23 protein-coding genes and 1 tRNA gene are annotated in these 23,692 nt (G+C 34.1%); 5 read left to right on the top strand and 19 right to left on the bottom strand.

Features of this window, described 5'->3' with window-relative positions:
• Positions 1–176: 176 nt before the first annotated feature.
• From L0669_RS09410 to L0669_RS09330, 17 genes are all read right to left on the bottom strand, one after another.
• Positions 177–250, bottom strand: a tRNA-Arg gene (locus L0669_RS09410).
• A 78-nt stretch (positions 251–328) separates the two neighbouring features.
• Positions 329–778, bottom strand: a complete 450-nt coding sequence (locus tag L0669_RS09405) for a GatB/YqeY domain-containing protein (protein ID WP_173970303.1) — start codon at positions 776–778, stop codon at positions 329–331.
• A gap of 207 nt (positions 779–985) precedes the next feature.
• A complete protein-coding gene (gene ftsZ, locus L0669_RS09400; protein ID WP_173970302.1) occupies positions 986–3,037 on the bottom strand; it encodes a cell division protein FtsZ in 2,052 nt (683 codons plus the stop codon).
• 84 nt (positions 3,038–3,121) lie between these two features.
• Entirely contained in the window at positions 3,122–4,543 is a 1,422-nt protein-coding gene (gene ftsA / locus L0669_RS09395) for a cell division protein FtsA (protein WP_173970301.1), read from the bottom strand.
• Positions 4,544–4,549: 6 nt separating this feature from the next.
• Positions 4,550–5,272: a cell division protein FtsQ/DivIB gene (locus L0669_RS09390; RefSeq protein WP_173970300.1), complete on the bottom strand. Its 723-nt coding sequence runs from the start codon at positions 5,270–5,272 to the stop codon at positions 4,550–4,552.
• Entirely contained in the window at positions 5,259–6,608 is a 1,350-nt protein-coding gene (gene murC, locus L0669_RS09385; protein ID WP_263762997.1) for a UDP-N-acetylmuramate--L-alanine ligase, read from the bottom strand. The genes L0669_RS09390 and murC overlap by 14 nt, the downstream gene beginning before the upstream one ends.
• Positions 6,609–6,761: 153 nt before the next feature.
• On the bottom strand, positions 6,762–7,847 hold the full coding sequence (gene murG, locus L0669_RS09380) for an undecaprenyldiphospho-muramoylpentapeptide beta-N-acetylglucosaminyltransferase (protein WP_263762996.1): 1,086 nt from the start codon (positions 7,845–7,847) through the stop codon (positions 6,762–6,764).
• Between the two features lie 47 nt (positions 7,848–7,894).
• Positions 7,895–9,214, bottom strand: a complete 1,320-nt coding sequence (locus tag L0669_RS09375) for an FtsW/RodA/SpoVE family cell cycle protein (protein WP_173970297.1) — start codon at positions 9,212–9,214, stop codon at positions 7,895–7,897.
• Between the two features lie 48 nt (positions 9,215–9,262).
• The gene (locus tag L0669_RS09370) at positions 9,263–9,613 is read right to left on the bottom strand and encodes a four helix bundle protein (protein ID WP_425250481.1); all 351 of its coding nucleotides are present in this window, start codon (positions 9,611–9,613) and stop codon (positions 9,263–9,265) included.
• Positions 9,614–9,711: 98 nt separating this feature from the next.
• Positions 9,712–11,043: a UDP-N-acetylmuramoyl-L-alanine--D-glutamate ligase gene (gene murD, locus L0669_RS09365; protein ID WP_263762994.1), complete on the bottom strand. Its 1,332-nt coding sequence runs from the start codon at positions 11,041–11,043 to the stop codon at positions 9,712–9,714.
• A 64-nt stretch (positions 11,044–11,107) separates the two neighbouring features.
• Positions 11,108–11,461, bottom strand: coding sequence for a four helix bundle protein (locus tag L0669_RS09360; protein WP_263762992.1), 354 nt, complete (start codon positions 11,459–11,461; stop codon positions 11,108–11,110).
• A gap of 52 nt (positions 11,462–11,513) precedes the next feature.
• Positions 11,514–12,740 carry a phospho-N-acetylmuramoyl-pentapeptide-transferase gene (gene mraY, locus L0669_RS09355; RefSeq protein WP_173970295.1) on the bottom strand — a complete coding sequence of 409 codons (1,227 nt, stop codon included), beginning with the start codon at positions 12,738–12,740 and terminating at the stop codon, positions 11,514–11,516.
• An 81-nt stretch (positions 12,741–12,821) separates the two neighbouring features.
• A complete protein-coding gene (locus tag L0669_RS09350; protein WP_263762990.1) occupies positions 12,822–14,285 on the bottom strand; it encodes a UDP-N-acetylmuramoyl-L-alanyl-D-glutamate--2,6-diaminopimelate ligase in 1,464 nt (487 codons plus the stop codon).
• A complete protein-coding gene (locus tag L0669_RS09345) occupies positions 14,282–16,291 on the bottom strand; it encodes a penicillin-binding protein (protein ID WP_263762988.1) in 2,010 nt (669 codons plus the stop codon). The genes L0669_RS09350 and L0669_RS09345 overlap by 4 nt, the downstream gene beginning before the upstream one ends.
• Positions 16,282–16,629: an FtsL-like putative cell division protein gene (locus L0669_RS09340; protein WP_263762986.1), complete on the bottom strand. Its 348-nt coding sequence runs from the start codon at positions 16,627–16,629 to the stop codon at positions 16,282–16,284. The genes L0669_RS09345 and L0669_RS09340 overlap by 10 nt, the downstream gene beginning before the upstream one ends.
• A 16-nt stretch (positions 16,630–16,645) precedes the next feature.
• A complete protein-coding gene (gene rsmH / locus L0669_RS09335) occupies positions 16,646–17,554 on the bottom strand; it encodes a 16S rRNA (cytosine(1402)-N(4))-methyltransferase RsmH (protein ID WP_199174574.1) in 909 nt (302 codons plus the stop codon).
• On the bottom strand, positions 17,529–18,002 hold the full coding sequence (locus tag L0669_RS09330) for a division/cell wall cluster transcriptional repressor MraZ (protein ID WP_026730580.1): 474 nt from the start codon (positions 18,000–18,002) through the stop codon (positions 17,529–17,531). Before L0669_RS09330 ends, rsmH begins: the two co-directional genes overlap by 26 nt.
• 378 nt (positions 18,003–18,380) lie before the next feature.
• Here L0669_RS09330 and L0669_RS09325 point away from each other — a divergent pair, with 378 nt between their 5' ends.
• The 4 genes from L0669_RS09325 (at position 18,381) to L0669_RS09310 (ending at position 21,370) form a co-directional block, all read left to right on the top strand.
• Positions 18,381–19,145, top strand: a complete 765-nt coding sequence (locus L0669_RS09325; protein WP_263762984.1) for an alpha/beta fold hydrolase — start codon at positions 18,381–18,383, stop codon at positions 19,143–19,145.
• A gap of 42 nt (positions 19,146–19,187) precedes the next feature.
• Positions 19,188–19,808, top strand: coding sequence for a ribosome biogenesis GTP-binding protein YihA/YsxC (yihA, locus tag L0669_RS09320; protein ID WP_173970289.1), 621 nt, complete (start codon positions 19,188–19,190; stop codon positions 19,806–19,808).
• Positions 19,809–19,955: 147 nt separating this feature from the next.
• On the top strand, positions 19,956–20,585 hold the full coding sequence (locus L0669_RS09315) for a hypothetical protein (RefSeq protein ID WP_263762982.1): 630 nt from the start codon (positions 19,956–19,958) through the stop codon (positions 20,583–20,585).
• A 194-nt stretch (positions 20,586–20,779) separates the two neighbouring features.
• A complete protein-coding gene (locus L0669_RS09310; RefSeq protein ID WP_263762980.1) occupies positions 20,780–21,370 on the top strand; it encodes a hypothetical protein in 591 nt (196 codons plus the stop codon).
• A gap of 99 nt (positions 21,371–21,469) precedes the next feature.
• On the opposite strand, the gene gldC is transcribed toward L0669_RS09310, so the two are convergent.
• Together gldC and gldB are read right to left on the bottom strand one after the other, a co-directional pair.
• Complete coding sequence (gene gldC, locus L0669_RS09305; RefSeq protein WP_026985662.1) at positions 21,470–21,805, bottom strand: gliding motility protein GldC; 336 nt, start codon at positions 21,803–21,805, stop codon at positions 21,470–21,472.
• Entirely contained in the window at positions 21,805–22,764 is a 960-nt protein-coding gene (gldB, locus tag L0669_RS09300; protein WP_263762978.1) for a gliding motility lipoprotein GldB, read from the bottom strand. Before gldB ends, gldC begins: the two co-directional genes overlap by 1 nt.
• A 99-nt stretch (positions 22,765–22,863) precedes the next feature.
• Here gldB and nadE point away from each other — a divergent pair, with 99 nt between their 5' ends.
• The gene (gene nadE, locus L0669_RS09295) at positions 22,864–23,670 is read left to right on the top strand and encodes an NAD(+) synthase (protein WP_173972092.1); all 807 of its coding nucleotides are present in this window, start codon (positions 22,864–22,866) and stop codon (positions 23,668–23,670) included.
• The last annotated feature ends 22 nt before the right edge of the window (positions 23,671–23,692 follow it).

Raw genomic sequence — 23,692 nt, 5'->3', positions numbered from 1 at the left:
GTTCATCTAGAATATCTTCGCTGCTAAATGTAATTTGGTATACGAGCGAATATTGAAAACAAAGTTAAGAATGTATTATAAACCTTTTCTATTTTTAAAGGCATCTTTTAAAGCAAGATGAGTTTTAGCATAAAAAAAGCCTGAGAATATTAATTCTCAGGCTTTAAAATTTTTAGTGACCACGGAGGGGTTCGAACCCCCAACCCTCAGAGCCGAAATCTGATATTCTATCCAGTTGAACTACGTGGTCAATATTATTAAAATTTCAATTTTTTAAATTCCAAATTCCAATTTTAGCTTTGGAATTTGGAATTTATATATTGGAATTTTAAACCAATAATTTTTTTACAATTGCAGAAATAGTTTTTCCTTCAGCAGTTCCGCCTAATTGTGCAGAAGCTAATCCCATAACTTTCCCCATAGATGCAATTCCTGAAGCTCCTGTTTCAGCGATAATTTTTGCAATTACAGCTTCTACTTCTTCTTCGCTTAATTGTGCAGGTAAGAATTTCTCGATTACAGCAACCTGAGCTAATTCCGGTTCTGCTAAATCAGGACGATTTTGCTCTGTAAAAATACGAGCACTTTCTTTACGGGTTTTAACTAATCTTTGAAGTAATTTAATCTCATCATCTTCTGTTAATTCTTCTTTAGAACCTGATGAAGTTGCAGCTAATAACATTTCAGATTTGATCGCTCTTAATGCCTCTAATGCTACAGTATCTTTTGCTCTCATGGCGGTTTTAATCTCGTCCATGATTAATGTTTGTAAACTCATCTTATTTTTTTATTTAAATAGGTAAAACCTATAATTGATATAACTTTTTTGAAAGTGTATTCCGGACTTCACCAGAAACTGACAACAAGATTAACTTTAAAAGTTAAGTATAGAAGTCAAATTTTAAATTCTGTGCGAAGATAAAAAAAATAACCCGAAAATTAAATCCAATTTTCGGGCTATCTTTATTTATTGGGATGGTAAAAATTAATCTACGTTGTCGTGCAAAAATGAATTGTTTGAACGCAACTGCAAATCGTTGTTACTATCTGTTCCAACTGATATTCTCGAATTGTTATTATTTGATTGTGAATTTGATAAATCGATACCTAATCTTTTGTAAGCAGGCTCTTTTTCAAGTTCATCAATTCTTGAAACATTATTATGGAATTTATAATTAAATTCTTTTAGTTTCTTTCTTCTTTCTTCAGCTCTTAAGCGTAAAGTTTCTTCAATTGTCAATTCCATCGGAGAAACTTCTGAAGTAGTTGTAAAATGAGCTTCACTTGCAAAATCAGTTTTTTGTTTCATAGTGATGTTCAATTCCGCAGGAATTACATCTTCTACTACTTTATCAGCTGGTTTTGATGCTACTAATTCATTCTCAACCTCCATATATTCTTCTAAAGAATATTTGATGATTCCTTTATCTGAAAGTTCCGTAACCGGTACAAATTGTACTGGGTCGTTTACTTTTATATTGCGGGTTTCATTACTTAATTCGAATAAAACTTTAGCTTCCTGCTCTGCAACCGGTTCTTTTTTAACCTCTGGTTCTGATCTGAAAAGTGGCAAATCGAATGAAAAAGTCGTTTGTTCTTCTCTCTCAAAAGTTCTTTGAACTTGCTGAATTGGTTTTGCATCCTGAAAAGCCTGAGCTTCCGGAGCCGTAATAGTAAAATCAATATCTGTAATAGGCGAAACAATTTCGAAAGTTACGTCAAGGTTTTTGATAAACTCAGACATCACTACTAATTCTTCCTTATTCATTGATGGATTGCTAGCCGGATTTACCGATGGCGTAACAGCAACTGGTGCAACTTCAATTGGAGCAACTTCAACTGGAGCAACATGTGTAGCTGTAAATGGCATTTCCGTATCTTCATCATCCATTAAATCAAAAACAATTTTCTCTTCAGATTTTGCAGTAGGTGTCTCTGCATTTACATCAAAAGAAGTAACTGATTTATTCGATAAATTATGAACACTTCTTTGCTCATCTTCTAACGTGTGAATGATTTTTTTAGGTTCTGTATTTACAATTTCATTTTGTTGTTCAACATCAAAACCTGTTGCAATAATAGTCACGGCAATAGCATCACCAAGAGTTTCGTCTTCACCAACTCCCATGATAATATTAGCATTGTGACCTGCTTCTACCTGAATGTGATCATTGATTTCTCCAATCTCATCCAAAGTAATTTCGTTTGATCCAGAAACGATAAGCAACAATACGTTTTTGGCTCCTGTAATTTTGTTGTCGTTCAACAACGGAGAGTCTAATGCTGAAACGATAGCATCTTTCGCTCTGTTCTCGCCCGCAGCAACAGAAGATCCCATGATAGCTGTTCCGCTGTTTGATAAAACAGTTTTAGCATCACGTAAATCGATATTTTGAGTATAGTGGTGCGTAATTACTTCAGCAATACCTCTTGAGGCTGTTGCTAAAACTTCATCCGCTTTCGAGAATCCTGCTTTGAAACCAAGGTTTCCGTATACTTCTCTTAACTTATTATTATTAATTACAATTAACGAATCGACCTGCTTACGCAATTTTTCGATTCCTAAAAGCGCTTGCTCCTGACGCACTTTTCCTTCAAACTGAAAAGGAATAGTAACGATACCAACAGTTAAGATTTCTCTTTCTTTGGCCAATTGTGCAATTACCGGAGCTGCACCAGTACCTGTACCACCACCCATACCAGCGGTAATAAATACCATCTTAGTACCACGGTCTAACATTTTTTCGATATCAGCGATACTTTCTATAGCAGATTGTTGTCCTACATCAGGATTTGCTCCTGCTCCAAGACCTTCTGTTAAGTTCATACCTAACTGAATTTTGTTCGGTACCGAACTGTTCTGTAGTGCTTGTGAATCGGTATTACAAACGATGAAATCAACGCCTTTAATACCTTGTTTAAACATATGGTTGATAGCATTACTACCACCTCCACCTACACCTATTACTTTGATAACATTTGATTGGTTTTTTGGTAAATCAAATGAAATACTTCCAAATTCTGAGTTGCTCATCATCTTTTTGGTTTTTGAAATTCTTATTTAATACATTTTTTACTTCTTGACTTGGGGCCAATAAAGTAATCCTTTTCTTCTATTGTTTTATTCTGCGTTGTCTAAAAAATCTTTAATTTTATCGACATATCTATCAAAAAATGATCTTCTAATTTTAGTTTCAGTAGATTCTTCCTTAGATGCGTTCGTCCTGACTTCTCTCGATTCTTCAATAGTTTCTACTCTTTCAACGTAGTTTTCTTCTACTTCGTATCGCTGCTGTACAGGTTGTTGTTGCTGAGGAGGAACATTTCTGTATACTACTTTTGGCTGCTCATTTACAATCTCCATTCTAACAGCACTTTGCGTACTATTTTCGATGCTGTTCATTACTAAACCAACTGCGGTTGCAAATAACGGGCTAGAGATTTCTTCACTAGAATTTCCCGCTAAATGTTCGTTTGGATATCCAATTCTGGTATCCATACCTGTAATGTACTCTACTAATTGTTTGATGTGTTTTAGTTGAGCTCCACCACCTGTAAGAACAATTCCTGCAATCAATTTTTTGCGAGGATCTTCGTGTCCGTAAGCTTTAATTTCTGCAAAAACCTGCTCTACAATTTCTACTACACGAGCATGAATAATTTTAGATAAGTTTTTAAGCGAAATTTCTTTTGGTTCTCTGCCTCGTAAACCTGGAATAGAAACAATTTCGTTGTCTTTATTTTCTCCCGGCCAGGCTGATCCAAATTTTATTTTTAAAAGCTCTGCTTGTTTTTCGATAATCGAACAACCTTCTTTGATATCATCTGTAATAACATTTCCTCCAAAAGGAATCACTGCTGTATGACGAATAATACCATCTTTAAAAATGGCTAAATCTGTTGTTCCGCCACCAATATCAATTAAGGCTACTCCTGCTTCTTTTTCTTCCTGACTTAAAACTGCATCTGCCGAAGCCAATGGTTCTAATGTCAATCCAGACAATTCGATTCCTGAACTCTGAATACATCTTCCAACATTTCTGATCGATGATGCCTGCCCTACTACTACGTGAAAACTAGATTCCAGTCTTCCTCCGTACATTCCGATAGGCTCTTTAATCTCAGATTGTCCGTCGATTTTAAATTCTTGTGGCAAAACATGAATAATTTCTTCTCCCGGTAACATCGCCAGTTTATTTACCTGGTCAATCAAAAGCTGAATATCTTTTTCGCCAATTACTTCTTCCGGATTATTACGGCTGATGTAATCTGTGTGCTGAATACTTCTGATGTGCTGTCCTGCGATCCCCACAACAACATCTTTTATTTTATAACCTGAATTGTTTTCCGCCTCAAGTATTGCTTGCTGAATGGACTGGATTGTTTGCGTAATGTTGTTTACAACTCCTCTCGCTACTCCTAAACTTTTGGATTTTCCAATACCCAAAATTTCCAACTTTCCATACTCATTCTTCTTGCCGATCATGGCAACTATCTTTGTCGTTCCAATATCTAGACCTACTGCAATGTTATCTTTTTCCATTTTCTATTATTTTGTGCAAACTACTTGTTCCGTAAACCTAAGGTCAATCTTACTGTATTTATATAACGAACTATCTAAAACCGCTTTTTGAAAAAAGGCTTTATAGTTATTAAATTTCTTATCAACATTCATCGTTCTGCCAAAATCGATGAAGTAATTATAATTTCGATTAAACAATTTTAAGCTACCATTCGGCATAATTTGAATTGCAATGATGTTTTTTCTCAAAAACGCATCGTCATAAATTGTGCGAAATAAAGCAGCTAAATCTTCGTTATTTTTTTCATTAATTGCCCCAGAAACAAGTGGAACCCGAGCAGTAAAATTGTCTGATAAAGGCATTTTATTACCCTCATAGTCAATATAAAAAGAAGCGTCACCATCATAAACTCGCGCTATTGGTGTCTTCTGTTTTACTACTGCTTTTAGAACCCCGTCAATACTTACAAAAACGTTTGACTTCTCAATCATCTCTTGCGTATCAAGGGTTTTCTCAATCTTATTCAAATCTAGTTCATCTTTTCGGATACTGGAAGCGTCTCTTTTATTTTCTATCAACAATTTATTAACCGTTTCCGGCTTCACAAAAAGCGTATTTTCTCCTACAAAAACAACCATCGATTTTTTCAATTTTCGATCTCCATTTCGATGTTGAGCAAAAGAATATAAAAATAAAACAAGCCCTAAAATGAGAATTAATCTAACATTTGTCCAATTAAATATTTTCATTTAGCATTTTTTTGATTGATGGAACCATTTCTCCAATATCACCAGCTCCTATTGTTACAATTATTGGCGCATCACTGGCTTTGATCTCCGCTAATAAATCATTTTTTGCAACAATTTTCTTGTTCGAATTTGTCATTTTCCCTAACAACCAGTCCGATGTAATCCCTTCCATCGGTAACTCACGTGCCGGGTAAATATCCATTAAAAACACTTCATCAAACTGAGATAAACTTTCGGCAAATCCGTCGACAAAATCTCTGGTTCTGCTAAACAAATGTGGCTGAAAAATCGCTAAAACTTTACGTCCCGGATACAACTCTCTAACCGCTTGATGTACAGCATTTATTTCTGTTGGATGATGTGCATAATCATCTATATAAACTAATTTATCTGATTTAATCTGATACGAAAAACGTCTTCTGATTCCGTTAAACGAAGCAATAGCTTTTGCGATGGCCTCGGTCGGGGTGCCATAAGTTTTTGCCATCGCAATAGCCATCAATCCATTCATTAAATTGTGTTTTCCTGGCAATCCAAAATGCAAATCTTTCATGATTTCTGATGGCGTTTGCACATCAAAAACATAGCTTCCGTCTTCTATACGAACATTAAAAGCCTTATATACAGCGTCTTCATTTATAGCACATTGCACTCCTTCAAGAGGCAATTCTTTAGTTATAAATAATTTATTTTTATCTTCTACTTTCGAAGCAAATTCTACAAACGAAGCTTCAATAGCTTCACTTGTCCCGTAAATATCAAGATGATCTGCATCCATCGAAGTGATACAGGCAATATTTGGGTGCAAATGCAAAAACGAACGATCGAATTCATCTGCTTCTACAACGGTTACAGTCTTACCATTACCAATTAAATTTGAATTGTAATTCTCGACTATTCCGCCTACAAAAGCTGTAACATCAGCACCACTTTCATATAAAATATGCCCCAGAATACTTGATGTTGTTGTTTTTCCGTGTGTTCCGGCAACAGCAAAACTAAAACTGTCTTTGGTAATAATTCCTAAAACTTCGGCACGTTTTTTAATCTCGTAATTTCTTTCGATAAAATAATGCCATTCAGAATGTGTAGCAGGTACCGCCGGCGTAAAAATCACCAGAGTATTCTCTACAAAATAATCAGCAGGAATCAGATTAATATTATCTTCAAAATGAATATCAATACCGCTTTCGATCAATTCGCTTGTTAGCATTGACGGCGTTTTGTCGTAACCAGAAACCTGTTTCCCGATATTTTTAAAATAGCGGGCCAGAGCACTCATTCCGATGCCTCCAATACCAATAAAATAAACGTTCTGTATCTGATTTAAATTCATTTCTATTTAATTTTGAGCTATTTACAAGTTGCTTTATTATATAAAAAACTAGTAATTAAGCCTTTGTAATTTTATTATTTTAATAACTCAAAACGCTTAAAAATAACGTTCTAAGTTTTTATTTTTGTTCTATAATTTTTAGAAAAAGTTATATTATAACAACTTTTTAATCTGATCTACAATCACTTTCGTTGCGTTTGGCATCGCGAGCTTTTTGATATTATCGCTTAATTGTTTTTGTTTTCCCTGATCTTTCAATAAAGCTTCAAAAACAATACTAAACTGACTGTCTAATTCTGATTCCTTCAATAAAATAGCCCCTTTTGCATCTACTATTGCCTGAGCATTTTTAGTTTGATGATCTTCGGCTACATTAGGCGACGGAATAAAAATTACAGGTTTCCCAACAATACATAATTCTGATACTGATGATGCTCCTGCTCTTGAAATAATCACATCGGCCGCAGCATACACAAAATCCATTCTTTCGATAAAATCAACTACTCGTACGTTTTGCTGATTGTGTTTTTTATATTCTTCAAAATATAATTTCCCACATTGCCAAATTACCTGAACATCCTGAGAAAGCATATTATGTAATTCTTTTTCAATTAACTGATTTACTCTTCTTGCACCTAAACTTCCTCCAAGAACCAGTAATGTTTTTTTATTGGGATCTAATCCATAAAAAGCAATTGCTTCATCACGTTTGCTTTCGATATCGATTAAATCCTGACGAACCGGATTTCCTGTTAATACGATTTTTTCTTTAGGAAAAAAACGTTCTAAATTTCCGTACGCCACACAAATTGCATTTGCTTTTTTGCTCAACAATTTATTGGTAATTCCTGGAAATGAATTTTGCTCCTGAATTACTGTTGGTATTCCTGCTCCTCCTGCTGCCTGCAATAAAGGTCCGCTGGCAAAACCTCCGGTTCCTATTACCACATTGGGTTTGAACTGTTTTATTATTCGTCTTGACTCTAGCAAACTTGTTGCCAATTTTAACGGAAACATTAAATTTTGCAAGGTCAATTTTCGTTGCAAACCTGCAATCCAGAGTCCTTTTATTTCGTAACCTGCCTGAGGCACTTTTTGCATTTCCATTTTATCCTGCGCCCCTACAAAAAGGAACTCAGCATCAGGGAATTGTGTTTTTAATTCATTAGCAATAGCAATTGCAGGATAGATATGCCCTCCTGTTCCGCCACCACTTAATATGAATTTATAATTTGTCATATTTTTAAAAGTTATTCGCTTTAAAAACTATTTCTATTTTAATTTTTCTATTTATTTAAAACTGCATTCATCGGATTTCTGGAATTATCTTCTATCGAATACATTCCTTCTTCTTCATAAACCGGTTCTTTTTCATTGTGAACCAAATCTTCTTCGGCCAGTTCTTTATCAATTAATCGTTGAAGCGCTTCTTTTCTTCTTTCCTTTTCTTCTTGCTCTTCGGCGATTTCTTCTTCTTTTTTAGTTACACTAATAATGATTCCAAGAGAGAAACACGTCATCCAGATCGAACTACCTCCACTACTAATCAATGGCAATGTTTGTCCCGTTACCGGTAATAATTCTACTGCAACCGCCATATTGATCATCGCCTGAAATATCATCGGAAAACCGAGCCCGACGACGACTAATTTCCCAAAGAGCGTATTGGCTTTATGCGATGCAATTACAAACCTGAATAATAATAATAAATACAAGACTAAAATTGCCACTCCGCCCACTAAACCATATTCTTCTACAATAATTGCGTAAATAAAATCTGAAGACGATTGTGGTAAAAAGTTTTTCTGAACACTTTTTCCAGGTCCTAATCCTCCAAGTTTTCCTGACGCAATTGCAATTTTTGCTTTTTCGATTTGATAATCATCTTCATCCGGTTTATCTGTGGTAAAGTTCATAATACGACTTTCCCATGTTGATACCCTGCTAAAGAATCTTGAATCCGGAAATGCTTTGGCTACCAAAAGAAAAAACAACAACATTCCGATTCCCGAACCTATGATAAATCCAATGTATTTAAGCGGATATCGACCAATGAACGTTAACATAATTACCATTGAAAATATCAATGCTGTCGTCGAAAAGTTCGCTGGTAATATAAGCGCCAATGTTATAAAAACAGGCAGCCAAAGTTGTATCAACGATGTTTGAAAAGGTTCATTTTCTTCTCTCGTTTTCGACAAATAACGCGCTACATAAATAAATAATATACTAGCCGCCAGAGTCGACGTTTGAAACGTAATCCCTATAAAAGGCACCTGAATCCAACGACTTGCATTTGCTCCCGCAATTACAGTTCCTTTTAGTAATGTATACAAAAGCAAAAACCAAACAACAGGCAACGCTACTTTTGAAATTGCTCTAAAATAGTGATACGGAATTCTGTGAACCCAGTAAATAATCATAAAACCAATACAAACGTGAGCCAGATGTTTTACTAAATAACCCAATGTGTTCCCGGTTCCGTGACCTATATATGCTAAATTACTACTCGCACTAAAAACAGGCATAAACGAAAACAGCGCTAATAAAGCCACGAATGACCATATTACTCTATCTCCTTTTAATTTGTTAACTAGCTCTTTCATTTTAGATTTTTGATTTCAGATTTTAGATTATTTCTAAATCTTCGATTTTTATTTTTTATTATTAATTCTGTTGTTTACTGTTTTTAAACTACTCACAAAAATGGCTGTTAACTCATTTCCTTCTTTCAAAATTATTTCTAACTCTGATTTATCACTCCAATTTTTTTCTTTTATAATTTCTAACCAAAATAAAGTTTCATCTGCTTCTTCCAGAACGATATTCATTTTAGCAATAAACTCTTTATCACTTCTTGCTCTGCAAACTGCCCTATAATTCGCTCCAACTGATGTTCCGCTTCGTACCACCTGATTCGCTACTACTTTTACAATATATGTAGCAGGTAATTTTTCTGCTAAATTTATTATGGTCAAAGAAAACCTCTTTGTCCTCACCTTCATTTCATCCGTCGTCATAACCAAAAAGAACTTAAAATATTTAGTAATCCAAAATTTCAAAGTTTAGAAACAATCTAAAATCTAAAATCAGAAATCTAAAATTATAAATTATGTACCGCTTGCTTAAACTGCTTTCCTCTGTCTTCGTAATTTTCGAATAAATCGAAACTTGCGCAAGCTGGAGACAATAAAACTGCATCACCTTTTTCAGTTAAACGTTGTGCTGTTTTTACAGCATCGTTCATGTTATTTACTTCTACCATAATATCAACTACATTACCAAAGGCATTGATGATTTTATGATTATCAACTCCAAGGCAAATAATTGCTTTTACTTTTTCGCGAACCAACGACATCAATTCGTTGTAATCGTTTCCTTTATCAACTCCTCCAACAATCCAAACAGTTGGAACATTCATACTGTCTAAAGCGAAGAAAGTAGCATTTACGTTGGTTGCTTTTGAATCGTTGATATATTGTACATTCTGAATTTTTAGAACTTTTTCTAAACGGTGTTCAACACCTTGAAAATTAGATAAACTTTCGCGAATTGTTGCATTTCTAATTTGCATCAATTTCGCTACAGAGCTTGCTGCCATTGCGTTTTTCATGTTATGTTTTCCTTCTAACGCAATGTGTTCTGTTTCCATTGTAAACTCTTCTTGGTTGATCTTTATTTCCATTTTGTTGTTATTTATAGAAGCCCCTTCATCGAATGTTTTAGACAATGAAAAAGGAATTAATTTTGCTTTTGTTTTGTTGTTCTGTAACCATTCTGAAATTGCTTCATCATCTGCATCGTAAATAAGATAATCGCTTTCGGTCTGGTTCATTGTTATTCGAAACTTCGACTCAATGTAATTTTGATATTTATATTCGTATCGGTCTAAATGATCCGGACTAATATTCGTAATAATGGCAATATCCGGCCTGTAATCTATAATTCCGTCGAGCTGAAAACTACTTAATTCAAGAACATAGGCATCGTATTTATTTTCGGCAACCTGCCAGGCAAAACTTTTTCCGATGTTTCCTCCTAAACCAACATTTAATCCTGCTGATTTCAACAAATGATGTGTGAGCATCGTTGTTGTTGTTTTACCATTACTACCTGTAATCCCGATAGTCAATGCTTCTGTAAAAGGCTTAGCAAACTCGATTTCCGAAATCACTTTAATTCCGGCAGCGATCAATTTTTGTACTATGGGAGATTTCTCTGGAATTCCCGGACTTTTCATCACCACGTCGGCGTTTAAAATCAGGTCCTCGGTATGTTTTTCTTCTTCCCAAGCAATTTTATTAATGATAAGAACTTCTTTATAGCTCTCCTTTATCTTTCCAAAATCAGATACAAAAACATCATAACCTTGTTTCTTTCCCAGGATAGCGGTACCTACACCACTTTCTCCTCCACCTAATACTATTAACCTCATACTTTATAAATTAAAAATTGAGAATTAAAAATTAAAAATTTAACATACGAGGCTTTTAATTCCATCATGTCTTCCCTTTTAAGGTTATTATAATTTTTGCTAATATTTTACATATTTCTTCTGCCTCTTTATGAATACTTTCGAATTCATTTACAGAAATATAATCTGTTGCTTTTAACAATTTCAACCAATAAATCGTTTCTCTAGCTTCTTTATATGAAATTTCAAGCTTAAATAGAAACTCTTTACCAGAACGTCCTCCAATCGACTCTTCAATGTTTGCTCCAATCGAAGTTCCACATCTTAAAAGTTGTTTACTTAAAACAAACTCCTTTTTTGTATTAGTTAGATATTTATATAAATTGACTACTCTAACTGCAAAGAGAAATGACTTCTCTTGAATAATATTCCCCTTCATCTCCCCAAACACACAATTTTTAATTTTTAATTATCAATTTATAATTAAAACATTATCTAAGTTTTAAAGTAACGATTGATAATATGGCTAACATGATTGCAACAATCCAAAATCGGGTTACAATTTTACTTTCATGGTATCCTTTCTTTTGATAATGGTGATGTAACGGCGACATCAGAAAAATTCTTCGGCCTTCGCCAAAACGTTTTTTTGTATATTTAAAATAAGCTACCTGAATTATTACTGAAGCACTTTCTGCAAGGAAAATTCCACAGAATAAAACAATCAATATTTCTTTACGAACTGCAATTGCTAAAACCGCAATGATACCTCCAATAGTTAAACTTCCTGTATCTCCCATAAACACGGATGCGGGGTAGGAATTGTACCAGAGAAAACCAATTAACGCTCCCACAAAGGCGGAGATAAAAACGGTCATCTCACCCGAATTGGGGATGTACATAATGTTCAGATAGTTAGAGAAAATAATATTTCCTGATACAAAGGTGAATATCCCGAGCGCGAGCACCGATATTGCCGAGGTTCCTGCGGCTAAACCATCAATTCCGTCTGTTAAATTTGCACCGTTAGAAACTGCTGTGATAATAAAAATAACTACGGGAATAAAAATTAACCATGCCCATTTTTCATATCCTTCACCTGTCCATGCCAATAATTCGGCATAATCAAATTCATTGTTTTTTACAAAAGGAATCGTTGTTGCTGTAGACTTTTCTTCAATTTGCGCAGGCATCACTATCGAAGTAGATGCTTTTACACCTCCGCTATAACCTGTATCTGTCCTTACCGTAACGGCAGGATTAAAATAAAGTACTGTACCTACAATAAGTCCTAAACCTACCTGACCAATAACTTTAAAAATCCCTTTAAGACCTTGCTTATCTTTTTTGAATATCTTGATATAATCATCTACAAAACCAATTGTTCCCATCCACAATGTGGTTACAATAAGCAATACGATGTAAATATTTTGCAAACGAGCAAATAACAACACTGGCACAAGAGTGGCAAAAATAATAATCAGACCTCCCATTGTTGGCGTTCCTGCTTTTTCATTCTGACCTGCAAGGCCAAGCTCACGAACTGTTTCACCAACTTGTTGATTACGTAAAAAATTGATAATTCTTTTTCCGTAAATCGTTGATAATAGTAACGAAAGCATAAAAGCTAAAGCTGACCTAAAAGTGATGTACTGAAAAACCCCAGCCCCTGGCATGTCTAATGTTTTTCGCAAGTATTCAAATAAATAGTATAGCATATATCTTTTGTTTTAAATTTCAATTTTTGAAAATCTGAATTCTCTTTTTAATGTGGCGTTTCGAATTCAAAAAATTGATTATTATTTATTTAGTTGTTCTAAAATTTCTTTTACAGTTTCCATATCATCAAAATGATGGCGAACACCATTTATTTCCTGATAGGTTTCATGTCCTTTACCGGCAATTAAAATAATATCATTGGGCTGAGCCAATTGACAAGCGGTTTTTATTGCTTGTTTTCTGTCGGTAATTCTCAGTACTTTTTTATAATTATGAGCTTCAACTCCTTTTTCCATTTCATCTAAAATCACTTCAGGATCTTCGTTTCTTGGGTTATCAGAAGTTAAAATTGCTTTATCACTAAGATCTGTAGCAATTTTAGCCATAATTGGTCTTTTTGTTTTATCTCTGTTTCCGCCGCAACCTACAACCGTAATTAGCTGTTCGTTTTTAGTACGGATATCCCCGATTGTTTTTAAAACATTATCTAGAGCGTCAGGAGTATGCGCGTAATCAACAATAGCTGTTATCTTTCCTTCTGAAACAATGTATTGAAAACGTCCTGAAACACTTTCTAAATCAGATAGCAATCTTAAGGCTTCAAGACTATCCATTCCTAATTCTACAGCGGTTCCGTAAATTGCCAAAACGTTATAAGCATTAAAAGTTCCGATAAGTTTTACCCAAACTTCATTGTCATTTACTTTTAATAATAGTCCTGATAATTGACTTTCTAATATTGTCGCTTTAAAATCAGCATAGGTTTTTAAGGCGTATGTAAATTTTCTGGCTACTGTATTTTGCAACATCACAGTTCCGTTTTTATCATCGATATTTGATAAAGCGAAAGCCGTTTTTGGCAACGAATCAAAAAATGATTTCTTTACGTCTCTGTATTCTGCAAAAGTTGGATGATAATCTAAATGATCATGAGATAAATTCGTAAAAACCCCTCCAACAAAATGCAATGCCTCTGTACGTTTTTGGTGAATTCCGTGTGAACTTACCTCCATAAAACAATGCGTTACTCCGGCTTCGATCATTTCATTTAAATAATGATTGATTGTAATTGAATCCGGCGTTGTATGCGTTGCTTTATATTCCGTTTGATCTACCATGATTTTTACAGTTGATAATAAACCAACTTTAAAACCTGCTTTTTGAAACAACTGAAACAATAACGAAGCAATTGTTGTTTTTCCGTTTGTGCCTGTTACTCCAACTAATTTTAATTTTTCAGAAGGATTTCCAAAATAATTAGCGGCCATAAAAGCCAAAGCCGTATTGGTATCTTTTACTTGTATATAAGTAATTCCTTTTTCGACGTTTTCCGGTAATGTATCGCAAATCACGGCAACTGCACCTAATTGAATTGCTTTTTCTATATAATCATGACCATCAGAAAGTGATCCGCGAATCGCTACAAAAACATCTTTTTCTTCAATTTTTCTTGAATCAAAATCAATTTTATGTATATCGATTTCTGTCGAACCCGTTACAGACTCAATAGCTACTTTATATAATATGTCTTTCAGTATTTTCACGATAATTCTAATACTATTGTTGTGTTTTTACTAATATTTTGTCCAGCTTGTAAAGACTGTTTTTTTACTTTTCCTACTCCATTTACTTTTACTTTCAAACCTAAATTCTCTAGTAAAGCAATTGCATCCATTCCCGGCATTCCTTTTAAATCAGGAATCTGACTTGATTTTTTTCTTGATTCTACATCGTACTTATCGTAACTGATCTCTTGTTTTGCAATTTTAGAATCAAGTTGTTTAATTTTATTTGTCGAAGGCGCATCTGTAAATATTTTTTGGGCAATTCGTTTAAAAACTGGCCCTGAAACATCTGCTCCGTAATAATTATTTTTTGATGTATTAGGCTTATGAACAACCACAATACAAGAATATTTAGGATGATCTGCCGGGAAATACCCCACAAAAGAAGAGGCGTAATACAATGCCGACTTTCCTTCTTTTCCTCCGTAATTTACCTGAGCTGTTCCCGTTTTTCCAGCCATCGAAAAATCTTTTGAATACAGTTTCGATCCTGTTCCTTTTTTAACCACATTTTCTAATACTGCTTTCAGTTTTTTAATGGTTTCCGGCGAACAAACCTTTGGGTTTATTACTTCAACATCAAACTTTTTAATGGTTTTGTTCCATTCTTTAATTTCTGATACAAATTGCGGTTTTACCATTACACCATTATTGGCCACTGAATTATAAAATGCCAGCGTTTGCATTGGTGTTACCGAAACTCCGTAACCAAAAGCCATCCACGGAAGTGAAACTCCAGACCAATGTTTGTCTCCAGGTTGTGGTATATAAGGCCTTCCTTCTCCTTTAAAATGCAATCCTAACGGCTTATCTAATCCATAACTTTTAATGTGATTCACAAACTTGGATGGATTATTTTTATAAGCTTCATAAACTGCCTGAACCATTACGGTATTGGATGAAAGTTCAAAACCACGTGCTAATGTAACTTTTCCGTAACCAGCTCTATGCGAATCGGTAACAGAGCGCCCATAATATTTTACTTGTCCGTTATGACTATCGTAAACCGTACTTGTGTCTGCTACTTTATCATCTAAAATCGCCATTAAATCGACTAATTTAAAGGTCGATCCAGGCTCATGAGATTCTGCTACAGCATAATTTGTAGTTTCATAATACGACCCATCTTCCGCTCTTCCTAAATTCGAAATCGCTTTTACATGTCCCGTTTCTGTTTCCATCACTACTACACAACCATGATCTGCTTCGTATTCTTCTAACTGCTTTAATAAAGCATGATGCGCAATATCCTGAATAAAAACATCTATCGTAGAAATTACATCATAACCATCTACAGGATCTACTTCATTAAGATCACGAATAGGTTTCCATTGTCCTTTGGCGATTTTTTGCTTTAAAATTTTACCATCTTTTCCGTTCAGATAACTTTTAAAAGCCCACTCAATTCCTTTACCTACTTCAACTCCTGTTGCAGGATCAATACGATCATAACCAATTGTTCTTTCTGCAATTTTTCCTATCGGATGTTTTCTAACCGTTTCTTGTTCGATGATAATTCCACCTTTGAAAGCACCTAAATTGAATAATGGAAATCCTTTTATTTTTACATATTCGGTATAACTCAAATTACGGGCAATCAAATAGTAACGATTTTTGTTGGCTCTCGCTTTTCTTAATTCTTTTTCGAAATAACTTCCCGGTTTATCTAAAACAGTTGACAATGAATCTGACAACGATTTTACATATTTTTCGAAAGTTTCTGTTTTTGGCGCTTTAGCATCAAATCGAATCTCATAATTTGGGATTGATGTTGCTAACAAACTTCCGTCAGCAGAATAGATGTTTCCTTTATTTGCCGGAATTACAAAATTTCTAACGGTACGCTGTTTCGCCAGTTTTCTATAATAATCTCCTTCAACCCATTGAATATTGGTTAACTTAACAACAATAGCAATTGCCATCACAAAGATGAAAACTGCTACGAGGTAAATTCTGTAGGATATATTTTTATCGTCTACTGCCATATTCTTTTAAAGAAACTTTTTTCTTCTTCTTTTTTAACTTCTATCTTAACCGGAGGAACTGTCGATGGGAAAATTTGCTTGTCAAGCATTTTATCCGATATCGTTGATTCCATCTTCAACTTCATTAATTCAGAACGACGGTCTACAAATTCAGATCGCAATTCTTTTACTTCATTGTTTAGTTTTGCTATTTCAAAAACCTTTTGCTCGTATCGTTGTGTATTGGCAATCATTAGTATAGCAAGCAGAATTATAAAAACAATGAATCTCCAGTTCTTCACTGCATCATCGTTTAATAAAAATCTCGCTTTTAATATGCCAAATACTCCACTTTTCATTTTCTACCTATATATATTATATCTTCTCGGCAATTCTCAATTTTGCACTTCTTGCTCTGTTGTTGATTTTGATCTCAGCATCATCCGGAACAATTAATTTTCCTATTGTTTTATAAGGAACAGAAAAGTTTCCAAAAAAATCACGTTCTGGTTCTCCTTCAAACATTCCGTTTTTTATAAATCTTTTTACCAGTCTGTCTTCAAGAGAATGATAAGAGATTACAGAGAATCTTCCGCCCGGATTAAGAATTTCAAGAGATTGCTCGATAAATTCTTTTAAAACATCCATTTCCTGATTTACTTCAATACGAATGGCCTGATAAATCTGAGCCAATACTTTATTACGAATTCGTTCAGGTAAAAATTTCGCCAAAACGTCTTTCAGTTCATCTGTAGTTTTAATTGGCCTGTGTTCTCTTGCCTCTACAATTGTTCTTGATAAAAGTGGCGCATTCTTCAACTCCCCATAATCAAAAAAAACACGACGTAAATCCTGTTCTTCATATTCGTTAACCACACGGTAAGCACTTAAATCATTTTTTTGACTCATCCGCATATCGAGCTCGGCATCAAATCTTGTCGAGAATCCTCTTTCCGGAACATCAAACTGATGTGATGAAACACCCAAATCAGCCAAAATTCCATCTACTCCTTTAACACCGTGAAAACGCAAAAATCTTTTTATAAATCTAAAGTTCTCATTAATTAAGGTAAACCGTTCATCCGGCAACGCATTTGCAAGTGCATCTTCATCCTGATCAAAAGCAAATAATTTTCCGTTTGGACCCAATCGTCTCAAAATTTCTTTTGAATGACCACCGCCACCAAACGTTACATCTACATATATGCCATCTGGTTTAATATTTAAACCATCAACTGTAGGGTGAAGTAAAACCGGATTATGATATTCCATTGTCGTCGTCATTAATATTTCCCATTACTTCTTCGGCCAGATCTGCAAAATCCATATCTTCGCCGCTTATTGATTTTTCATATAAATCTTTATCCCAAATCTCCACAATATTAACCGCAGATGAAAAAACCACATCTTTAGAAATACTTGAAAAAGCCACCAAATCCTTCGGGACCAATAACCTTCCCAATGCATCAATCTCTACCATTTTAACACCGGCAGTAAATCTTCGAATGAAATCATTGTTCTTTTTTACGAAACGATTCAGCTTGTTGATTTTTTGCATCATCAAGTTCCATTCTTCCATTGGATACAATTCTAAACACGGCTGAAAAACTGAGCGCTTCAAAACGAACCCGTCCTGAAGAGAAGAAGCCAATTGCTTTTTTAAGGGCGCAGGCATCATTAGCCTCCCTTTAGCATCGACTTTACACTCATATGTTCCAACAATTGTGTTCAAGAAAAATACATTAATATGTTATAGGACAAAAATATAAAAAATATTACCACAATTTACCACTATATACCACTTTGTTAATAAGTTTAACCACTTTCCTACCACCTTCCTTAATTTATGGACAATCAATACTTTAACTTATAATTAACGAAAAGACAATAACACTTCGACATCAAAAAAATAATGCATAATATTTCTTAAAAAATTAGTTATAATGCAGTTTTCTTAACATTTAGAAAATGCGCCAAAAAGCCCTATTAAATCTGATTTTTAGCTACTTACAAATTCTACTAAAATTATCTAGTTAAAAAACCGTAGCAAAAATTCATTTTTATTTATTAAACCCTATATTTGTCCCAATTGAAATTGGCATTAAATTAAATGGACAAACACTACAAAAAAGAAGGCAAATACAGCTATTATGAAGCTGGAGAAGGAACTCCTATCGTTATTTTACATGGCTTAATGGGAGGCCTTAGTAACTTTGATGCTGTAGCAGAATATTTCCCAACGAAAGGATACAAAGTTGTTATCCCGGATTTGCCAATATATACTCAGAGTATTTTAAAAACGAACGTAAAAAGCTTTGCTAAATACGTTAAAGATTTTATCACTTTTAAAGGTTATGATAAGGTCATTTTACTAGGCAACTCATTAGGAGGTCACATCGCACTTTATCACACAAAACTATATCCTGAAAAAGTTGCAGGTCTTGTAATCACCGGAAGCTCTGGTCTTTACGAAAGCGCAATGGGAGATAGTTATCCAAAAAGAGGCGATTATGAATACATCAAAAAGAAGGCTGAAGATGTATTTTACGATCCTAAAATTGCTACTCCGGAACTTATCGATGAAGTATATGCAACGGTTAATGATCGTATCAAACTGATCAAAACCTTAACGATTGCCAAAAGCGCAATTCGTCATAATATGGCCAAAGATTTACCAAAAATGACAGTAGAAACCTGTATTATTTGGGGTAAAAATGACGCTGTAACTCCGCCGAATGTCGCTGAAGAATTTGACAAACTATTGCCTAATTCAACTTTGTATTGGATAGACAAATGTGGACACGCTGCTATGATGGAACACCCTCAGGAATTCAATACAATTCTTGAAGAATGGCTCGTTAAAAAGAATTTATAGCATCTAACTTTCGACTTTAAGGAGGTCTTAAACACAAAAAACATGAAAATTAATACCGCCGAATTTATTATTAGTAATTCTGTAGTTGCAAAATGTCCTGCGGATTTTTTGCCGGAATATGCTTTTATCGGCCGCTCGAACGTAGGTAAGTCATCGTTGATTAACATGCTTACCAATCATAAAAATTTAGCTAAAACTTCAGGAAGACCGGGAAAAACTCAATTAATTAATCATTTTAAGATTAACAACAATTGGTTCCTTGTCGATTTACCTGGTTATGGATATGCTAAAGTATCAAAAAAGACAAAATCGGTTTTTCAGCAATTTATTACAGATTACTTTGAAACCAGAGAGCAACTAGTTTGCGCTTTTGTTTTGATCGATATTCGTCATGAAGCTCAAAATATAGACATCGAATTTATGTCATATATGGGTGAAAGCGAAATTCCGTTTTGCATCATTTTTACTAAAGCGGATAAAATTAGCAAGACAAAAATTGATTCACATATCGCTGCTTACAAAAAACAAATGTTCGCCAACAACTGGGAAGAAATGCCTCATTACTTTGTTACTTCTGCTACAGAACAAACAGGAAAAGATGATGTACTAAACTATATTGATGAAGTAAATCAGGAAGTTTTTAAGAATAACTCACAATTTTAAAATTAAAATTCCAAACCTTTGACTTTATTCAGGGCGACAGAAACTTTTAAATAAAAAAAATCCCAAATACCAATTTAGATTGGAATTTGGGATTTCTTTTTTATTGGAATTTTTAAATTACATTTGAAACGAATCAATTTGTAATTTATGAAGAATACCACACTCCTCTTTTTCATTCTCATTTCCATTTGTCTTTCATCATGTACTACAGCATCCTACACATTTGCAACAGGACAACGAACCGGAGTTGATTTTACCTCTGGAAAATGGCTTTTAAACGAACTCGATTGCCCGAGCAATTCTAAAGACAGACTAACCGAAAAGTCCTTGCAATATTTTAAAAAACATTTAGGCGAAAGACTATTTTATATTCACGATGTTAAAGGATTATTGGTTACCCAAAAGATCAATTTAAATCCAGGCAAAACAAAAATAAAGGAATTAAAAGACGGAACCGGTTTTGATTTCTTCATTAATATTTCGACCAGAAAAAACAAAAGCGATTTTTCGTCTCTCGAACTTTATCAAAATGATTACGACAGAGGAAGAAATGAAGGATCTGTAATTGTCGAAATTTACGATCTAAATTTACAGCAGATTATCTATTCTCAAAATGTAATTGGATCTACCTCAAAAGTAACCGATCCGCCTAACGGAAACACCCAAAAATCAGGCAAACTTATAGACAACATTATGCTTTATAAAAACACCGATCAATTAGTAGAAGGTGCTTTAAAAAGAATATTTAAAGATTTAGATAAAAGATCTGTTAAGTAAAGAAATTCGAAATTTTTTAAATTCCAAATTCCAAACCTTCGGCTTCACTCAAGATAACGGAAAACCTTAAATAAAATTCCAAAAGCAAAATCCCAAATTCCAACAGTACAATTGGAATTTGGGATTTTTATATTACAGTTAATTCTTATCAAAATTAATCTGCTATATTTGCCGCAAAAACTAAATTTTCGTTCATGAAAAGAATTATATGCTTTTTGTTTTTGTTTCTTTTATTTTCCTGTAATACTACTCATTATTTTGTATACAGTAAAAATCACACCTACGGGATAGATTTCTCTAATGGTAAATGGCTAGTTGGTGAAATTGAAGCTAATCCATATGCTAAGGATAAATTGGCCACGCTGGTTTTAAAAGACTTTTCAGAATATCTTGGCGAAAGAGTAAAATATTCATTAACCGAAAAGTCATTACTATTACCTAAACAAGTTCCTCTCAATCCTAGCAAGTCAACAATATTAGACTTAAAAAAAGGAGCCAGTTTTGATTACTATGTCAACATAAAATGCAAAAACGCAAAAAATGATTTAACCGGCTTTGAATTTCCAGATCATTTTTATTATAAAAAACAAATGTCTTTTGCAGAAGTAACTTTAGAAGTCTACGATTTAAATCTTGGAGAAATAATTTATTCACAAACATCCGGAGGCTCTATTGAAGATGAAAATAGCTTTACAAACAAACCAACGACTACTGTTATAGTCGGTTGTTATAATAAAATCATCAATGATATTAAAAAGAAATCAATCAAAACAATGTCTAAGTAAGTTTTGATTTGATCAAAAAAAAATCCCAAATTCCAACAGTACAATTGGAATTTGGGATTTTTTATTTTAAGATTCCAATGATTGGAATTTGGAATTTCTTTATTTCGTTAGCTCTAGTTTTTCTGCAAAATAATCACAGAAATCTTTCATCGTATCCGACATCTTTTCATCGTCTGTAGCGCGCTTAAAAGTATCTGACATCGCTACTAAAGTCTGGTGAAAGAAAATCTTCATTTCATCTACCGGCATATCTTTTGTCCATAAATCAATACGCATTGTTTCTTTGGCTTTACTGTCCCAAATAGACAACATAATTGCTTTTGCTTCTTCCGCCTGAACGCCGCCATCTTGCGCGCTCCAGGTTAATTTTTCCGGCACACGGTTTTCGTCTAATTCTATATTGAATTTAATTTCTGAGTTTATTGTATCTGACATTATTTCTTAGGTTTATATTTTGATTGTTCAAAAATCTCTTTTGCATTCGTTTTTAATAATTCCGGCAATGTTACATTCGAGTTATTCTTCATGTAAGATCGCACCATTTGCCATCCTAACCACGCACCAATTCTTCCGGGAGAATCATTGTCGATTTCTAAATAAAATTTAGAAAACGGAGCAGGCGCAATAAATCGGGTATTTAATTTTGGATCTTCCCTATATAACATTTCACTTTCAACAAAAAAGCGCCACATATAAGCTTCATTTTCCTGACACCATTTTATTTGTTCCGGCAAGTAGCCTATTTTTTCAGCATCTGTATAATCTGGCAAAAGCAAATCTTTTGCATATAATTGTTTTCCTTCGAAAATCATTTGTGAAACTAAATTTTTATCAGGAAAAGCAGGAATGTTTCTAAAAGCAAAACTAGACACCACATCCGGCATAATTTGTTTTTCTTCGAAATTCTGCTTTAAGTAATTTGGGAACTCATAAAACTTATGTTCTTTTCCTAAATATAATTCTAAAGAAACAATTACAAGACTATCAGCATAAATTGCTTTAGAAGTATAATCCATTTCTCCAATAAGAGTAATTACTTTAGGCGTTTTACTTTTTGGGAAATAATATTTTACATGCTGAAACAACTTATTGAATTCCTGACGAACAGGTTCAAAATTGGCGTATTTTTTTTGCACCTCAGTATAGACTTCTCTCCATAAAGGATCCTGCATTTTTTTAAGCCAAACATCATCCCCTGTACCTGCCGGAAAAAAGAAAGGATATTGTTTTTTCAGCTTTCCTAAATCTTCTGGTTTCGTTTCAAAAAACGCTTTATCAAATCGTTCTACTTTAATATCAACCGGGATTTCTTCGACCTCTTTTTCTACTTTAGTTTTTTGCTCACAGGACAAAAAAAACAAGCACAGAACCACTACAAAGCGATAAATTTTCATTTTATTTTAATTAGATTTGTGTTGCTGGATTTTAAGTAAACGCATACTTAAAAATAATTCTGCAAATATACATCCCTGTATCTTAAAACCTGAACTATTATGGCTAAAAAAAGTACCATTCAAACAGAAAAAGTAAATATCCACATTGTAGAGTGGTTAAAAAATTATGCTAACAATGCAAAAGCAAACGGTTTTGTAATCGGAATTTCAGGCGGGGTTGACTCTGCCGTAACTTCTACCCTGTGTGCTCAGACGGGTTTACAGGTTTTATGTGTAGAAATGCCAATTCACCAGGCTCCAAATCAAGTTTTAAGAGGAAGAGAACATATCGAACAATTAAAGAAGCGTTTTCCGAACGTTTTGGATGTAAAAACAGATTTAACTGACACTTTTGAAGCTTTTAAGAGCGCAGTGCCTACAACAAAAGATTCAACAAAAGTTAATTTATCGTTAGCAAATACTCGTGCACGTCTGAGAATGACCTCTTTATATTATTTAGCGGGAATTCATGGGCTTTTAGTAGCAGGGACAGGAAATAAGGTAGAAGATTTTGGTGTAGGATTTTATACCAAATACGGAGATGGCGGAGTCGATTTAAGTCCGATTGCCGACTTAATGAAGTCGGATGTTTATGCTCTTGGAGAATTTTTAACGATTCCGGAGTCAATTTTAACAGCTGCTCCAACTGATGGATTGTTTGGTGATAATCGCACCGATGAGGATCAATTGGGAGCAAGTTACGACGAACTTGAATGGGCAATGTTGGCCGCGGAGTCAGGAAAAACGCCAGCTGACTTCAATGGGAGAGAAAAATCTGTCTTTGAAATTTATAAACGTTTAAACACCAGCAACAAGCATAAAATGGATCCAATTCCGGTTTGTATAATACCAAAAACGTTAAAATAAAACATTTTAACATTTGTCTGCA

It is taken from the genome of Flavobacterium bizetiae, from assembly GCF_024271895.1.
Lineage (GTDB): Bacteria > Bacteroidota > Bacteroidia > Flavobacteriales > Flavobacteriaceae > Flavobacterium > Flavobacterium bizetiae.
Note: the sequence above shows the minus strand (reverse complement) of the source record. Positions and strands in the feature narration are given on the sequence as shown.

Bases quoted from the DNA above. Each gene is read 5' to 3' on its own strand.
- nadE (WP_173972092.1), top strand. From the start codon at position 22,864: ATGGCTAAAAAAAGTACCATTCAAACAGAAAAAGTAAATATCCACATT.
- L0669_RS09370 (WP_425250481.1), bottom strand. From the start codon at position 9,613: ATGAAGGTGAGGACAAAGAGGTTTTCTTTGACCATAATAAATTTAGCA.
- L0669_RS09345 (WP_263762988.1), bottom strand. From the start codon at position 16,291: ATGGCAGTAGACGATAAAAATATATCCTACAGAATTTACCTCGTAGCA.
- gldB (WP_263762978.1), bottom strand. From the start codon at position 22,764: ATGAAAATTTATCGCTTTGTAGTGGTTCTGTGCTTGTTTTTTTTGTCC.
- murC (WP_263762997.1), bottom strand. From the start codon at position 6,608: ATGAATTTAAATCAGATACAGAACGTTTATTTTATTGGTATTGGAGGC.
- L0669_RS09340 (WP_263762986.1), bottom strand. From the start codon at position 16,629: ATGAAAAGTGGAGTATTTGGCATATTAAAAGCGAGATTTTTATTAAAC.
- L0669_RS09405 (WP_173970303.1), bottom strand. From the start codon at position 778: ATGAGTTTACAAACATTAATCATGGACGAGATTAAAACCGCCATGAGA.
- L0669_RS09390 (WP_173970300.1), bottom strand. From the start codon at position 5,272: ATGAAAATATTTAATTGGACAAATGTTAGATTAATTCTCATTTTAGGG.
- L0669_RS09315 (WP_263762982.1), top strand. From the start codon at position 19,956: ATGAAGAATACCACACTCCTCTTTTTCATTCTCATTTCCATTTGTCTT.
- ftsZ (WP_173970302.1), bottom strand. From the start codon at position 3,037: ATGATGAGCAACTCAGAATTTGGAAGTATTTCATTTGATTTACCAAAA.
- yihA (WP_173970289.1), top strand. From the start codon at position 19,188: ATGAAAATTAATACCGCCGAATTTATTATTAGTAATTCTGTAGTTGCA.
- L0669_RS09325 (WP_263762984.1), top strand. From the start codon at position 18,381: ATGGACAAACACTACAAAAAAGAAGGCAAATACAGCTATTATGAAGCT.
- ftsA (WP_173970301.1), bottom strand. From the start codon at position 4,543: ATGGAAAAAGATAACATTGCAGTAGGTCTAGATATTGGAACGACAAAG.
- L0669_RS09310 (WP_263762980.1), top strand. From the start codon at position 20,780: ATGAAAAGAATTATATGCTTTTTGTTTTTGTTTCTTTTATTTTCCTGT.
- rsmH (WP_199174574.1), bottom strand. From the start codon at position 17,554: ATGACGACGACAATGGAATATCATAATCCGGTTTTACTTCACCCTACA.
- mraY (WP_173970295.1), bottom strand. From the start codon at position 12,740: ATGCTATACTATTTATTTGAATACTTGCGAAAAACATTAGACATGCCA.
- murG (WP_263762996.1), bottom strand. From the start codon at position 7,847: ATGACAAATTATAAATTCATATTAAGTGGTGGCGGAACAGGAGGGCAT.
- murD (WP_263762994.1), bottom strand. From the start codon at position 11,043: ATGAGGTTAATAGTATTAGGTGGAGGAGAAAGTGGTGTAGGTACCGCT.
- L0669_RS09360 (WP_263762992.1), bottom strand. From the start codon at position 11,461: ATGAAGGGGAATATTATTCAAGAGAAGTCATTTCTCTTTGCAGTTAGA.
- gldC (WP_026985662.1), bottom strand. From the start codon at position 21,805: ATGTCAGATACAATAAACTCAGAAATTAAATTCAATATAGAATTAGAC.
- L0669_RS09375 (WP_173970297.1), bottom strand. From the start codon at position 9,214: ATGAAAGAGCTAGTTAACAAATTAAAAGGAGATAGAGTAATATGGTCA.